The 13,577-nt window shown below is 74.8% G+C and carries 14 protein-coding genes; 4 read left to right on the forward strand and 10 right to left on the reverse strand.

What is annotated here, in order from left to right:
• Positions 1-20: 20 nt before the first annotated feature.
• From JOF41_RS32995 to JOF41_RS33020, 6 genes are read right to left on the reverse strand one after another with little or no spacing between them, the layout of a single operon-like run.
• Positions 21-1,061: an N-acetylglucosamine kinase gene (locus tag JOF41_RS32995; RefSeq protein ID WP_244992614.1), complete on the reverse strand. Its 1,041-nt coding sequence runs from the start codon at positions 1,059-1,061 to the stop codon at positions 21-23.
• Positions 1,046-2,311 (reverse strand): 6-phospho-beta-glucosidase, encoded by a 1,266-nt coding sequence (locus tag JOF41_RS33000; RefSeq protein WP_209623691.1) that lies wholly within the window; start codon positions 2,309-2,311, stop codon positions 1,046-1,048. The genes JOF41_RS32995 and JOF41_RS33000 overlap by 16 nt, the downstream gene beginning before the upstream one ends.
• Complete coding sequence (locus JOF41_RS33005) at positions 2,308-3,162, reverse strand: carbohydrate ABC transporter permease (RefSeq protein ID WP_229794880.1); 855 nt, start codon at positions 3,160-3,162, stop codon at positions 2,308-2,310. Before JOF41_RS33005 ends, JOF41_RS33000 begins: the two co-directional genes overlap by 4 nt.
• Complete coding sequence (locus JOF41_RS33010; RefSeq protein WP_189221176.1) at positions 3,159-4,079, reverse strand: carbohydrate ABC transporter permease; 921 nt, start codon at positions 4,077-4,079, stop codon at positions 3,159-3,161. Before JOF41_RS33010 ends, JOF41_RS33005 begins: the two co-directional genes overlap by 4 nt.
• Positions 4,080-4,081: 2 nt before the next feature.
• Positions 4,082-5,422, reverse strand: a complete 1,341-nt coding sequence (locus tag JOF41_RS33015) for an ABC transporter substrate-binding protein (RefSeq protein ID WP_209623692.1) — start codon at positions 5,420-5,422, stop codon at positions 4,082-4,084.
• 40 nt (positions 5,423-5,462) lie between these two features.
• On the reverse strand, positions 5,463-6,650 hold the full coding sequence (locus tag JOF41_RS33020; RefSeq protein WP_209623693.1) for an ROK family transcriptional regulator: 1,188 nt from the start codon (positions 6,648-6,650) through the stop codon (positions 5,463-5,465).
• Positions 6,651-6,773: 123 nt separating this feature from the next.
• Between JOF41_RS33020 and JOF41_RS33025 the strand changes: the two genes are divergently transcribed.
• Positions 6,774-7,415: a DUF3159 domain-containing protein gene (locus JOF41_RS33025; RefSeq protein WP_209623694.1), complete on the forward strand. Its 642-nt coding sequence runs from the start codon at positions 6,774-6,776 to the stop codon at positions 7,413-7,415.
• Positions 7,416-7,450: 35 nt separating this feature from the next.
• Here JOF41_RS33025 and JOF41_RS33030 read toward each other — a convergent pair whose 3' ends face one another.
• Entirely contained in the window at positions 7,451-8,374 is a 924-nt protein-coding gene (locus tag JOF41_RS33030; protein ID WP_209623695.1) for an N-acetylglucosamine kinase, read from the reverse strand.
• Between the two features lie 138 nt (positions 8,375-8,512).
• Here JOF41_RS33030 and JOF41_RS38010 point away from each other — a divergent pair, with 138 nt between their 5' ends.
• On the forward strand, positions 8,513-9,094 hold the full coding sequence (locus JOF41_RS38010) for an L-2-amino-thiazoline-4-carboxylic acid hydrolase (protein ID WP_209623696.1): 582 nt from the start codon (positions 8,513-8,515) through the stop codon (positions 9,092-9,094).
• Positions 9,095-9,150: 56 nt separating this feature from the next.
• Here the strand turns inward: JOF41_RS38010 and JOF41_RS33040 are convergent, their stop codons facing one another.
• On the reverse strand, positions 9,151-9,966 hold the full coding sequence (locus tag JOF41_RS33040) for an alpha/beta fold hydrolase (RefSeq protein ID WP_189221172.1): 816 nt from the start codon (positions 9,964-9,966) through the stop codon (positions 9,151-9,153).
• Between the two features lie 58 nt (positions 9,967-10,024).
• Here JOF41_RS33040 and JOF41_RS33045 point away from each other — a divergent pair, with 58 nt between their 5' ends.
• Positions 10,025-10,390 carry a MerR family transcriptional regulator gene (locus JOF41_RS33045; RefSeq protein ID WP_189221171.1) on the forward strand — a complete coding sequence of 122 codons (366 nt, stop codon included), beginning with the start codon at positions 10,025-10,027 and terminating at the stop codon, positions 10,388-10,390.
• Positions 10,391-10,414: 24 nt separating this feature from the next.
• Here the strand turns inward: JOF41_RS33045 and JOF41_RS33050 are convergent, their stop codons facing one another.
• Positions 10,415-11,089, reverse strand: coding sequence for a FadR/GntR family transcriptional regulator (locus tag JOF41_RS33050; RefSeq protein WP_189221170.1), 675 nt, complete (start codon positions 11,087-11,089; stop codon positions 10,415-10,417).
• Between the two features lie 163 nt (positions 11,090-11,252).
• Here JOF41_RS33050 and nagA point away from each other — a divergent pair, with 163 nt between their 5' ends.
• Positions 11,253-12,455 (forward strand): N-acetylglucosamine-6-phosphate deacetylase, encoded by a 1,203-nt coding sequence (gene nagA / locus JOF41_RS33055; RefSeq protein ID WP_209623697.1) that lies wholly within the window; start codon positions 11,253-11,255, stop codon positions 12,453-12,455.
• A 61-nt stretch (positions 12,456-12,516) separates the two neighbouring features.
• Here nagA and JOF41_RS33060 read toward each other — a convergent pair whose 3' ends face one another.
• The gene (locus tag JOF41_RS33060) at positions 12,517-13,560 is read right to left on the reverse strand and encodes an SIS domain-containing protein (protein ID WP_209623698.1); all 1,044 of its coding nucleotides are present in this window, start codon (positions 13,558-13,560) and stop codon (positions 12,517-12,519) included.
• Between the last annotated feature and the right edge of the window lie 17 nt (positions 13,561-13,577).

Below are 13,577 nucleotides of genomic sequence, written 5' to 3' on the forward strand. Positions count from 1 at the left end.
AGCGTGGCCCTGACCTCGGTCTACCCGCCCGTGCCGGTGGGGCGGCCACCCGCCGCCGAGTCCCCCGCGAGCCGGTCCCGGTAGGCCGCGCGCAGCCTCTCCTCGGCCCCCTGCGCCGCGCCGAGCGCGTCCAGCCCGAGCAGCGCCGCGCCGACCACCGGCGGCACGTCGACCACCCGCACCTCGGCTCGCGGGGCCAGCTCCGCCAGCCGCCGCCGCACCGCGCCCACCACCGCCCCACCGGTGCCGGTGAGCACACCGCCGCCGAGCACCACGGTCACCGGCTCGGCCAGCAGCGCCAGCCGCCGCAGCGACACCGACGCCAGCAGCACGACCTCCTCGACCAGCCGCTCCACCACCGCCCGCGCCACCGCGTCGCCCGCCGCGGCCACCTCGAACAGCAAGGGGCACAACGGGTGCGGGTCGAACTCCAGCTCGCCCAGGTGCACCCGCTCGACCACCTCGGCCAGCGCGCCGACGCCGAAGTGGGCGCGCAGCGCGGGCAGCAGCGCGGTCGGCTCGCCGCGGCCGTCCTCGGCGCGCACCGCCAGCCACAGCGCCTCACCGCCGATGTGCCCGCCGCCGCCCCAGTCGCCGGAGATCCGGCCCAGCGCGGGGAACCGGTGCGTGCGCCCGTCCCGCGCCACGGCCACGCAGTTGATCCCCGCCCCGCACACCACCGCCACGCCCACCCCGTCGGGGGTGCCCGCGCGCAGCAGCGCGAAGGTGTCGTTGCCGACCGCCGTGGTGGCCGACCAGCCGCGCGCCCCGATCGCGGCGCGCAGGTCCTCCTCCTCGCGCGGCAGGTCCGCGCCCGCCAGGTAGGCGGCGGTGTGCGCGGCGACCCGCTCGCCCGGCGGCAGCCCGGCCCGCCGCGCCGCCTCGGCGACCAGCTCCCCGAACACCTCCAGGCCGCGGGCCAGGCCGACGTTCTGCGGTGAGGCGCCCGGCCCGCGCACGTCCGCGAGCACCCGCCCCGAGGTGTCGACCAGCGCCACGGCCGTCTTGCTGTTGCCGCCGTCGATGGCGAGCACCCGTGCGGCCGTCACCCGCGCGCCCAGGGCAGCAGGTGCCGGTTGCGCGCGACCAGCTCGTCGGCCAGCCGCTCGGCGGTGGCGCGTTGCCCCACCAGCGGGTGCGCCAGCAGCGCGTCGAAGACCCGGTCGCGTCCGCCGCGCACGGCCGCCTCCAGCGCCAGGAACTCGTAGGCGGTGACGTGCGAGACCAGCCCGGAGATCGACGGGCCCACCGGCCGCGCGGGCAGCGGTGTCGCCCCCGAGGCGTCGACCGCCGCGGGCACCTCGACGACCGCGTCGTCGGGCAGGAACGGCAGCGTGCCGCCGTTGCGGACGTTGACCACGTGCCGCTGCGCGCCCGCGCCGCCGGTCAGCGCGTGCACCAGCTGCACCGCCGCCTCCGAGTAGTACGCGCCGCCGCGCCGGGACAGCTGCTCGGGCTTGGTGACCACGGCCTCGTCCCGGTAGACGGCCAGCAGCTCCCGCTCCACCTCCGCGACGACCTCCGCGCGCGGCCGCCCGGTCCGCTGCGCGGCCACCACCTCGTCGTGCTCGTAGAAGTACTTCAGGTAGTACGACGGCACCGCGCCCAGCCGTCGCATCAGGTTCGCGGGCAGGCCGATGTGCTCGGCCAGCGCGTCGCCGTGGCCGTCGAGCAGCTCCGGCAGCCGGTCCACCCCGTCGACCAGGACGCCGCGCTCCCAGGACAGGTGGTTCAGGCCGACGTGCTCCAGCTCCACCGCCTCCGGCGTGACACCCAGCAGCGCGGAGGCCCAGCGCTGGAAGGTGATCGCGACGTTGCACAGCCCCACCGCGCGGTGCCCGGCCTCCAGCAGCGCCCGCGTCACGATGCCGACCGGGTTGGTGAAGTTGACGATCCAGGTGTCCGCGCCCGCCACCGCGCGCACCCGCTCGGCGATGTCGAGCACCACCGGCACGGTCCGCAGCGCCTTGGCCAGCCCGCCCGCGCCGGTGGTCTCCTGCCCCACGCAGTCGCACAGCAGCGGGAACGTCTCGTCGGACAACCGCGCCCGCTGCCCGCCCACGCGCAGCTGCAGCAGCACCGCGGACGCGCCCTCGGCGCCCTCGGCCAGGTCCGCGGTGGTGCGCACCCGCGCGGGGTGCCCGGCGTGCGCGAGCAGGCGGCGGCAGAACGCGCCCACCACCGCCAGCCGCCGCTGGTCCGGGTCCACCAGCACGATCTCGTCGACCGCCAGGCTGGTGCGCCTGTTCGCGATGCCGTCGACCAACTCGGGGGTGTATGTCGACCCCCCACCGACCACGGTGAGCTTCAACCCTTGACTCCTGTGAACGTGATCCCCCTGACGAACGAGCGCTGCGCGAGGACGAACAGCACCACCGCCGGGAGCATGGTGAGCAACGTGACCGCCATGGCGAGGTTCCACTGCACGTGGTGCATCCCCTTGAACGAGGACAGCGCCAGCGACAGCGTCCACTCGTCCGGCCGCTCGCTGGTGTAGAGCAGCGGCCCGAAGTAGTCGTTCCAGGTGTAGAGGAAGCAGAACAGCGCGGTCGCCGCGATGCCCGGCCGCGCCATCGGCACCACCACCCGCAGCATCGCCTGGAACTCCGTGCACCCGTCCACCCGCGCAGCGTCCACATAGGACTGCGGGATGGTGAGCATGAACTGGCGCAGCAGGAAGACGCTGAACGCGTCGAACAGGAAGTACGGCACGACCAGCGGCCACAGCGTGCCGGTCAGGCCCAGGCCCGACCAGGCGTCGTACAGCGGCACGGCGACCACCTGCGGTGGCAGCATCATCGCCCCGACCACGAGCAGGAACACCGCGTCGCGCCCGCGCCAGCGCAGCTTGGCCAGCGCGTAGGCGGCCGGGATGGACGACAGCAGCATCCCGGCGGTCGCCAGCAGCGCGTACAGCATGCTGTTGCCCAGGTAGGTCAGCAGCGGCGCCCGCTCGAAGACCTCGACGAAGTTGCCCCAGCGCCACTCGCGCGGCCACAGGTCGGCGGTGAACGCCTGCTCGTCCGGCATCACCGCGGTGAGCAGGACGAACACGATCGGCAGCGTGAACATCAGGCCCAGCGCGATGCCGATGCTGTGCACCGCGACCCAGTCCAGCGCGCCGCGCCAGTCCCTCGGCGCGCGTCCCGACGCGGCGGTCACGCCCCCTCCTCCTGGTGGGTGGCCCGGCGCATCCGCTGCACCAGCAGCGCGGTGGCCAGGAACGACACCGCGAACAGCACGGTCGCCATGGCCGCCGCGTAACCCATGTCGAAGTAGCGGAAGCCCTGCGCGTACAGCCACACCGGGAACGTCAGCGTCGAGTTCTCCGGGAAGCCGAGGTCCTTCGTGCTGCCGGTGACGTCGGCCGAGCCGCTGGCCGCCGACCCGGCCACCACCGCCTGCGTGAACAGCTGCAGCGCCAGGATGATGGAGTTGACCACGCCGAACAGCAGCACCGGCGAGATCGACGGCAGGGTGATGTGCCACCACCGCCGCAGCGGCCCCGCCCCGTCCAGCTCCGCCGCCTCGTACTGCTCCCGCGGCACGTCCAGGATCGCCGCCAGGACGATGATCATCAGGTCGCCGGAGACCCACAGCACCACCGCGGCGATGCCCGGCTTGGCCCACGCCGGGTCGGCGAACCACAGCGGGCCCTGGACGCCCAACCAGCCCAGGAAGGTGTCCACCGGGCCCTCGTTCGGGCGCAGGACCAGGAAGAACACCAGGGTCGCGGCCACCGGTGGGGCCAGCGAGGGCAGGTAGCACAAGGTGCGCACCAGGCCCACGCCCGACTTCAGCCGGGCGATCACCGACGCCACGCCCAGCGCGAACACCACGCGCGTGGCGGTGAGCACCACGACGAACCACAGGGTGTTGCCCACCGCCCGCGCGAACAGCTCGTCGCCCAGCATGTACTCGTAGTTCGCCAGGCCGATCCACTCCGGCGGGTTGATCAGGTCGTACCTGGTGAACGAGAACACCACCGTGGCCACCAGCGGGTAGCCGAAGAACGCGGCGAAGCCCAGGACCGCCGGGGCCAGCAGGGCCAGGACGGTCAGGCGGCGGCGGGCGGTCACCGCTACTTGCCGCTCTTGGCGATCTGCTCGTCGACGCGCCGGTCGACCTCCCGCAGGCCCGCCAGCACGTCGGGCACCTGGCCCGCCTGCCACGCGGTGGCGAAGTCGCCGACGGCCTTGATGTGCGCGTCGCCGATCGGGGTGACCGGGTTGCCCCGCAGCTTGCCGCTGGTGGCCAGGTCGACGAAGGTCCGGAAGTTCTCGTCCACCTCCAGTCCCGGATCGGCCAGCGCGGCCTTGGTGCTGGGGATGTTCTTGATCCCGTTGGCCAGCTCGACGACGGTGTCGGTGTCCAGCGCCAGGTGCTTGATCAGCTCCCACGCCGCGCCGGGGTTCTTGGCGCCCTTGGGGATGCCCATAATCGTGCCGGTGGTGAAGCCGGTGCCGTACAGGTCGGGCCTGTCGTCGGGGACGGGGAACGGCGCGGTGCCGAACTCGACCTCCGGGGCCTGGTCGGCCAGGAACGCCGTGCGGTACTCGCCGTCCACCATCATGGCGATCTTCTGCCGGTGGAAGGCGTGGTCGGCGGAGTACTCCTGGCCGAGCCCGGCGCGGAAGCGCTCCAGCGCGTCGTGGCCGTAGAAGTCCACCAGCCGCTTCTGGAACTCCAGCATCGCCGCCCACTCCGGGGTGGCCAGGCCGGACCTGCCGTCCGCGGTCTCCCACTCCGCGCCGAAGTGCGGCGCCCAGATCTGCGGCCGGTTGGCGTAGAACGGCATGGAGGGCAGGAAGCCCACCACCTCCAGCGAGCCGTCGGCCGCCCGCCTGGTGGTGCGCTTGGCGAAGTCCAGCAGCTCGGAGGTCGTCCTCGGCGGGGCGGTGATGCCCGCCGCTGCCAGCAGCTCCTTGTTGTAGTACAGCCCGTACACGTCGCTGAGCATGGGCATCGCGCAGCGGTTGCCCTTGTACTCGGTGTAGGAGCGCACCGCGTCCGGGATCTGGCCCAGGTCGACGCCGTCGCGGTCGAGGTAGGGCTTGAGCGGCTGGAAAGCGCCCCTGGAGCAGAACTGGCCGATGTTGTCGGTGGTGAACGACAGCGCCACGTCCGGCGGGTTGCCGCCGCGGATGCCCGCGGTGATCTTGTCGTCGTCCTGGCTGCCCTGGTGCTCGATCACGGCGTTGGGGAACTTCTCCTTGAAGCTCTCCAGCGCCTTGGTGACCTCGTCCTGCTCGCGCCCGGAGTAGTTGCTCCACACCGTCAGGGAGAACTCGGCGTCACGGGCGGGCGCGGCGGCGGGCCCGGACCCCTGGCCGCTCCCGCCCGAACCGGCCGCGCACGCGGCTAACGACGCGGCCAACGCCACCGCCGACGACACCGCGGCGGCGCGGGGGAGTGAACGCATGTGCTCTCCTCGTCTCAGCGGGGACTCTCAGCGGGGACTCTCAGCGGGGACCGAACGGCTCGGTCGTGGCGGCGGGCAGGCCGAACACCTCTTCCCGGACCACCGACAGCGCGGAGTGCAGCGCGCCGGAGCGCACCGGCTTGCCGGTGACCATGGCGAGGCGGACGGCGGTGCGGGGCACCACCAGGGTGCGCAGCTCGGCGGAGACCAGGTCCACCAGCGCGGTCCCGCCCGCCTGCGCGATGTCGCCGGAGAGCAGCACCAGCTCCGGGTCCAGCACGGCGACCACGTTGGCCACCCCGGTGGCGATCCGGCGGGCCAGGTCCACGAGGAACTCCCGGCCGGGCGTGCCCGCGCCCAGCGCCTTGCGCACCGCGGCCTCGCCGGAGCGGGCGGACAGGCCGTGCGCCCGCGCCAGCTTGACCACCGCGGCGTTGTCCAGCAGGTCGCCGTAGCGCCCGCCGCGGCGGCCGGTGCCGGTCTCGGCGTTGGCCGGGTCGGGCACCCGCATGGCGTCGATCTCACCCGCGCCGCCGGTCGCGCCGCGCAGCAGCACGCCGTTGACCACCACCGCCGCGCCCACCGCGTCGGCGGGCCAGACCAGGACGAAGTTCCGCACGCCGACGGCCCGCCCGGCCACCATCTCCTCCAGCGCGACCAGGTTGACGTCGTTCTCCACGGTGACGCCGGTGCCCAGCGCCTCCCGCAGCGCGCCGGGCACGTCGAAGCCCTCCCAGCCGGGCATGTGCGGCGCGTAGTCGAGCCCGCCGTCGGCCGGGTCGACCGCGCCGGGGCTGCCGACCACGACGTGCCGCAGCGCGTCCGGGGTGAGCCCGGCCTGGCTCGCGGCCTTGGCCACCGCGGCGCGGAACGCCTCCACCACGCCGGTGCGCGGCATGGGGGCGCAGTGCTCGGTGAGCAGCGCGCCGGAGATGTCGGCGATGGCGACGTCCACCGCGTCCGGCGTGAGGTCGACCGCGGCCACGTGCGCCAGCGCGCCGTTGACCGCCCACAGCTGGGCGCGCGGACCCCGGCCGCCGCCGCGCAGGCCGGTGCGCAGCACCGTGCCCTCGGTCTCCAGGCGGGTCAGCAGCTGGGCGGTGGCCGGCTTGGACAGGCCGATGAGACCTTCCAGCTCGGAGCGGGTGAGCGGGCCGTTGCGCAGCAGTGCTTCGACCGCCGCGCGGTCGTTGATCTCCCGCAGCAGTCGGGGGCTGCCCGCGCGCATGACCACTCCTGTCTGTTAACTTTCCAGACTATTTCTCGCCACGCTAGTGAGACCGGTCACGGCGGTCAATGGGCGAAACGGGTCCATTGGTCAGGTTAGGACGCCCTAAGGCACCCTGGAGGCATGACCGATACGCGGCAGGAGTCGCTGGCCCAGCTCCTCGGCGGCAGGGGAGGGGCGCTGGACGCCTCCCTGCCGCCGGTGGCGTTCGCCGCGGGGTGGCTGCTGGGCGGGCGCTCCGTGGTGGTGGGCGCGGTCGCCGCCGTCGTCGTCGGGCTCGCGGTGGGCGGCGTGCGACTGTTCCGGGGCGGGCGCGTCGGCGGTGTCGTGGTCAGCGTGACCCTGGTCGTGCTGGCCGCCTACGTGGCGCTGCGCACCGGCCGGGCCGAGGACTTCTTCCTGGTGCAGGTGTTCCTCAACGCCGCCAGCGCGCTGGCCTGGCTGGCCAGCATCGTGGTGCGGTGGCCGCTGCTCGGCGTGGTCGTCGGCCTGCTGACCGGGCAGAGGTTCCGCTGGCGGCGCGACCCGGACCTGCTGCGCGCCTACCGCTACGCGAGCTGGCCGTGGGTGGGGCAGTACGTGCTGCGCGTGGTGGTCTTCGGGGCGCTGTGGCTGGCCGGGCAGGTGCTCGTGCTCGGCATCATGCGGGTGGCGCTGACCTGGCCGCTGCAGGCCGTGTGCGTCGCGGCGAGCTGGTGGATCCTGCGCCGCACCCTCCCGGCCGACCACCCCGGCCTGCGCCACCCCCGCGAGCCCGCCGCCTGACCGGGGCGCTCGGTCGGGGCGCTCAGACCGGGCGCTCAGACCGGGCGGGGCGCGTCGTCGCCGAGCAGCTCCACGGCGGCCAGCCACGCCGCGCCCGCCGCGCCCTCGGACGCCACCAGCACCGGGCCGTCCGTGCGCACCGCCAGCTCCGCGCGCAGCCGCTCGCCCAGCGACGGCGCCCCGACCAGGCTGCCGACCAGCACGATCGGCGTCGTCTCCGCCGGGGTCCGCGCGGCCATCGCCAGGTCGGCCAGCACGCGCGCCGCCCGGCGCACGATCCCGCCCGCCACCGGCTCGGCCGCGTGCGCGGTCACCAGCGGCGCGAACCGGGCCAGGTGGATCGGCGGCTCGGCGTTGACCGCGGTGATCAGCCGCTTCCACGCCGCCGGTCCCGGCGCCACCCCCGCCAGCGCGAGCACCGCCTCGGCCAGGCCGTCCAGCTCACCCGCCTCCAGCGCCCGCAGCGCCGCCCGCACCGCCTCGCGGCCCAGCCAGAACGCCGAGCCCTCGTCGCCGAGCAGCCAGCCGTACCCGCCCGCCGTGCGGACCAGCCGCCTGCCCTCGATCCGCGCCGCGATCGACCCCGTGCCCGCCACCAGCGCCGTCCCGTCCGGCGACGCCGAGGCGGTGGCGAACGCGGCCTCGCAGTCGGTCACCACCCGCAGCGGGCAGCGCAGCCCCGCGTCCGACCACGCCCGCTCGTACAGCTCGGCCACCAGGGGGTCGGTCAGCTTGCTGGACCCGGCCATGCCCAGCACGCCCGCCCGCACCCCGCCCGCGTCCAGGCCCGCCAGCGCCTCCCGCAGCGCCTGCCCGACGTGCGCGGCGGCCCGCTCGGGCGGGTGCGAGTTGGGGTTGCCCCCGCCCGCGCGGCCCACGCCGACCGCGCGGCCGGTCAGGTCCAGCACCAGCGCCCTGGTCGACGTGCCACCCGCGTCCAGACCGACCACGAGATCCATGCGATCAGCTTGCCGGCCGTCCGGTGCGCGGGTGTAGATTCCGGCCTCGTACCGACAACCCTGGTCGGCGCCAGGTTGGTGGTTGGAGCGTGCCGGCCGTCCCGCGCGTGCGCGGGTGCGGACCGAAGGACAACCACCGTGAACGATCTCATCATCACCCTGTTCCGCGAGCACATCGGTCGCGAGGTGCCGCTGACCGAGCTGGACGACCGCGCGGAGCGGATCGTCGCAGGCATCGGCGGGCGGAGCCCCCACCTGGAGCTGACCGCCGTCGTCGTCGCCGGCTACCAGTGCCTGCTGGCCCGGATGCCGCAGCGGGAGGCGCTCGTGCGCGTGGCGCGGGCGTTCCACGAACCGACCCGTCCCCACGGCCACGACAGCACCAGGGCCGCGCTGGACGCGGCCGAGGACCCGTTCGCCGTGATCGTGGGCTACTCCAAGGACCGCGAGGAGAACTACTTCGGGGCCGACTTCGCCTTCGAGCGCACCGCCGACGATGACGAGCGCTACTTGGTGGACGTGCGGCGGTGCTTCTACGTCGAGGTGCTGGCGCGTTGCGGGGTGCCCGAGCTGGGGCCGGTGTTCTGCGAGTTCGACGCCGCCTGGATCAGCGCGATCGACCCCGACCGGCACGGCATCGACTTCCGCCGCCCGACCACCATCGCGCGCGGCGGGGCCACCTGCCCGTTCCACTTCCGCAGGCGCGACGTGCGACCCTGACGACGAGGCCCCGCACCGACGGCCTCACGCGGTGCACGGCCTGGGCATCACCCGCATCACCACCGCCGCGTTCTCCTGGCGGCGTTCTCCTGACCGCGGTCCAGGAACTCGCGGATCGCGGCCAGCCACTCGGCGGGCCGCTCCGCGAAGGGCAGGTGGCCCGCCTCGAGCTCGACCAGCTCCGCGCCGGGGGTGGCCTCGGCCAGCTGCCGCTGGAGGAAGGGCGTCACCAGGGCGTCGTGCCGGGTGCACACCACCAGGGTGGGCACCCGGATCGCGGCCAGGTCGTCCCGCACGTCGACCTCGGCGGCCAGGTCGACGTGCTGCGCCGTGCCCGGCGGGATCGACGCCGCGGTGTCCGCCACCGCGGCGTCCAGCGCCTCCTGGGACAGCCGGTCCAGCGCGGGCGCGCCGGTGGCCATCAGGGCCAGGAACGCCGCCAGGCGCTCGCGGTCACCCGCCTCCAGCAGCTCCCGCCACAGCCGCACGGCCAGCAGCATCCGCGGGTTGGGCCGGGCGAAGCCCGCGGTGAGCACCAGCGCGGTGACCCGGTCGGGGTGGCGGGTGGCCGCGCGCACCGCCACCGCGGCGCCCAGCGAGTACCCGGCGACGGCGAAGGTCTCCAGGCCCTCCTCGACCGCGGCGGCGACCAGGTCGTCGGCCAGCCCGTCCAGCGACAGCGGTCCGGCGGCGCGCGGGGTCCGGCCGGTGCCGGGGTAGTCGGGGCCGACCACGGTCCGGCGCTCGGCCAGGCCGTCCAGGATCGGTCCGAAGTTGGCGTCGACACCGCCGCCCGCGCCGTGGGCGAGCAGCAGGCCGGGTCCGGAGCCGCGCACGACGCGGCCCAGCGGCAGCTTGGTTCCGGTGGTCATGCGGCGACGATAAAGTCTGACACCGATGTGAGGGTCAAGGCGCGGAGGTGCGGATCACGTGCGCATCGGTGAGATGGTCCGGCGAACCGGGGTGAGCGAGCGGCTGCTGCGCTACTACGAGGAGCAGGGGCTGCTCGCGCCGGAGCGGCTGCCCAGCGGGTACCGGGTCTACCGCGAGGCGGACGTGGACGCGGTGCGGCGCATCCGGGCCCTGCTCACCGCCGGGCTGCCGACCGCCGTGATCGCGCGGGTGCTGCCGTGCGTGCGCGACGACGGCGAGCGGCTGGTGCCCACGTGCTCCACGCTGGTGGCGCAGCTGCGGCGGGAGCGCGAGCGGATCACGTCGGTGATCGAGCAGCTGCAGGTCTCTCGCGGGATGCTCGACGAGGTGATCGACGCGGCTCCCCAGGGCGTGGTGGGTTGAGCGTGGTGGGTTGAGCGCGGCGGGTCAGGCCAGGTCGGGCAGCCACCGCTCGACGCCCGCCACGTGCACCGTGGACCAGGAGCGGGCCAGCTCCGGCTGGTGGGCGGCCAGCGCGTCGACGATCGCGCGGTGCTCGGCGACCGTGCGCTCCACCGCGCCCGCCCTGGCGATGCCGCGCCAGACCCGCGCCCGCGCGGTCGGCCCGGCCAGCGCGTCCAGCAGCCGGGCCAGGTAGGAGTTGCCCGAGCAGCGCGCGACCGCCCGGTGGAACTCCAGGTCGTGCCCGGCCAGCTCCTCCACCGTGCGCGCGGACTCCGCGGCGTCGCACAGCCCCCGCAGCGCGGCCAGCTCCTGCTCGCCGATGCGCGTCGCGGCCATCGCGGCGGCGGCGGGTTCCAGGATGCGGCGGACCTGGAGCACCTCCAGCGCCGAGTCCTCGCCGCGGTGCAGGTCGAGCACGAATGACAGCGCGCCGAGCAGCTCGTCGGCGCGCAGGCTGGACACGTAGGTGCCGTCGCCCTGCCGCACGTCCAGCACCCGCACCAGGGACAGCGCCTTCACCGCCTCGCGCAGCGAGTTGCGCGACAGCCCCAGGCGCTCGGCGAGGTCGGCCTCGCGGGGCAGCCGGTCGCCCGGCTTCAGCTCCCCGGACACGATCATCTGCTTGACGCGCAGGATCGCGTCGTCGGTCACCGCCACGGCGCCCAGTATGGCCAACGGCAGCGGGGCTGTGGCCGTTCCGGAACGCCGCCGTGGCTGACGATCATTAACCGTGATTCACTATATTCGGTTATCTTCTCACCACGGGTGACGTGGCCTGCGGATTGCGGCCATAATGGTCTGGACCATTTGAGGAGGGACCTTGGACACGGTTGTCGCAGCTCCGCGAGCACTGCTCGGTCGCACCATCACCGGTCCGGCGTCCGTGCGCGTCAGGGCGGGCCGGATCGTGGAGGTGCTCGCGGGCGACCCGCCCGCGCGGGCCGAAGTGCTCACCGGCGGCCTGCTCACCCCCGGACTGGTGGACGTGCAGGTCAACGGCGCGGTCGGGATCGACTTCGCGGACGTGGACGCCGAGGGGATGCTCGCCGTCGCCCGAGCCCTCCCGCGCACGGGGGTGACGCGCTTCCTGCCGACCCTGATCACCGCGCCGGTGCCGGTGGCCATCCGGCAGGCCAGGGCGGTGCTGGCGGCGTCGGCCGCGCTGCCGGAGGGCGTCGGCGCGCGTCCGCTGGGCGTGCACCTGGAGGGGCCGTTCCTGTCCCCGAAGCGCGCGGGCGTGCACAACCCGGCGCTGATGGCGGAACCCGGAGCGGCCGAGATCGACCAGCTGCTCGACGACGAGGCCCTGCGCGGCGCTCTGCGCGTGGTGACCCTCGCCCCCGAGCAGCCCGGCGGCATGGCAGCCGTGCGCAGGCTGGTCGAGGCGGGCGTGCTGGTCGCCGTCGGGCACAGCGACGCCACCGGCGAGCAGACCCGCGCGGCGGCCGAGGCGGGCGCGCGGATGGTGACCCACCTGTTCAACGCGCAGCGGCCGCTGGGGCACCGCGAGCCCGGCGTGCCCGGCGTGGCGCTGGTGGACGAGCGGTTCACCCTCGGCCTGATCGCCGACCTCGCGCACGTGGGGCCGGACGTGTGCAGGCTGGTGTTCAACGCGGCGGGCCACCGGGTGGCGCTGGTGACCGACGCGATGGCCGCCGCGGGCATGCCGCCCGGCCGCTACCACCTGGGCGGCGAGGTCGTGGTGCTGACCGAGGACGGCGTGCCGCGCTCGCCCGAGGGGATCATCGCGGGCAGCGCGCTGACCCTGGACCGGGCGGTGCGCAACATCGTGTCGGTGGGCGTGGACCTGGCCGACGCGCTGGCCTCGGCGACGATCGTGCCGGCGGACGCCATCGGCGAGACCGGGCTGGGACGGCTGGCCCCCGGCGCGGTCGCCGACCTGGTCTGGTGGGACGACGAGCTGCGCCCGCGCAAGGTCTGGGTGGGCGGCGAGGTGGTCTTCGACGCCGACGCGCCCGTGCCCGCCGACGGCAAGCTCGGCTACGCCGCCGCCGGCCAGTGAGCTGACGGGCCGGTGAGCTGACGAGAAGGGCGGGCTCCCCAGGGGAGCCCGCCCTTCTCGGCTAGCGGGTGCGGGTGACCTTGTTCAGCCCGCGCGGGCTGTCCGGGTCGCCGCCGCGGGCCAGCGCCAGCCCGTGCGCCAGCCGCTGCACCGGCAGGATCTCCAGCACCGGCGCCACCTCCTCGGCGGTCTCCGCCACCGGGATGCGCAGCGCCGCCGACGCTTTGGTCGCGGCCGAGCCGACGGCCAGCACGTCCGCCCCGCGCCCGTGCACCGCGTCCAGCACGTCGTGCAGCGCCTCGCCGCCCTTGCCGGTGCTGGTCACCGCCAGCACCGCGGTCTCGGCGTCGACCGCCGCCACCGGCCCGTGCAGCAGGTCCGCCCCGCTGTAGGCGCGGGCCGCGAGGTAGGAGGTCTCGGCCAGCTTCAGCGCCGACTCCAGCGCCGAGGGCAGCGAGTACCCGCGCGCGGTGGTCAGCACCCGGTCCACGAACCGGTACCGCCGCACCGCCTCGGCCACCGCGTCCGCCGAGGTGTCCAGAGTGGACCTGGCCAGCTCGCCCAGGTCGCGCGCGTGCCGCCCGTCGCCGCCGCGCACCGCGTCCACCAGCAGGTACAGCGCCAGCAGCGTCGCCGAGTAGGTCTTGGTGGCGGCCACCGCGTGCTCCACGCCCGCGCCGACGTCCACCGACAGCTCGGCCGCGCCGTTGAGCGGCGAGTCGGGGGTGTTGGTCACCGCCACGGTGAGCGCGCCCCTGGCCCGCGCCGACTCGGTGACCTCCAGCAGGTCCGGTGAGCCGCCGCTCTGCGACACCGACACCACCAGCACGTCGGTCAGGTCCGGCTGGGCGCCGTACAGCGTCGTGGTGGACGGCGACACCAGGCCGGCGGGCAGCTGCAGCAGCACCTCGGTGAGGTACTTGGCGTACAGCGCCGCGTGGTCGCTGGACCCCCTGGCGGCCAGCAGGACGAACCGGGGGCCGCGGTCGCGGATGGCTCGCGCCACCTCGGCGATCTCGGCCCGCCGGTCCACCAGCGCGGCGAAGATGCCGGGCTGCTGGTCGATCTCGGCCGCCATGTGCCTGCCGGGCTGCTGGTCGGTCATGTCGGAACCCCTGTCAG

Origin of the sequence: Saccharothrix coeruleofusca (assembly GCF_017876325.1) — a bacterium.
Classification (GTDB): Bacteria; Actinomycetota; Actinomycetes; order Mycobacteriales; family Pseudonocardiaceae; genus Actinosynnema; species Actinosynnema coeruleofuscum.

Coding starts and splice junctions, on each gene's coding strand:
- JOF41_RS33030 (WP_209623695.1), bottom strand. CDS start 8,374: ATGGATCTCGTGGTCGGTCTGGACGCGGGTGGCACGTCGACCAGGGCG.
- JOF41_RS33020 (WP_209623693.1), bottom strand. CDS start 6,650: ATGCGCGCGGGCAGCCCCCGACTGCTGCGGGAGATCAACGACCGCGCG.
- JOF41_RS33040 (WP_189221172.1), bottom strand. CDS start 9,966: ATGACCACCGGAACCAAGCTGCCGCTGGGCCGCGTCGTGCGCGGCTCC.
- JOF41_RS33025 (WP_209623694.1), top strand. CDS start 6,774: ATGACCGATACGCGGCAGGAGTCGCTGGCCCAGCTCCTCGGCGGCAGG.
- JOF41_RS33015 (WP_209623692.1), bottom strand. CDS start 5,422: ATGCGTTCACTCCCCCGCGCCGCCGCGGTGTCGTCGGCGGTGGCGTTG.
- JOF41_RS33060 (WP_209623698.1), bottom strand. CDS start 13,560: ATGACCGACCAGCAGCCCGGCAGGCACATGGCGGCCGAGATCGACCAG.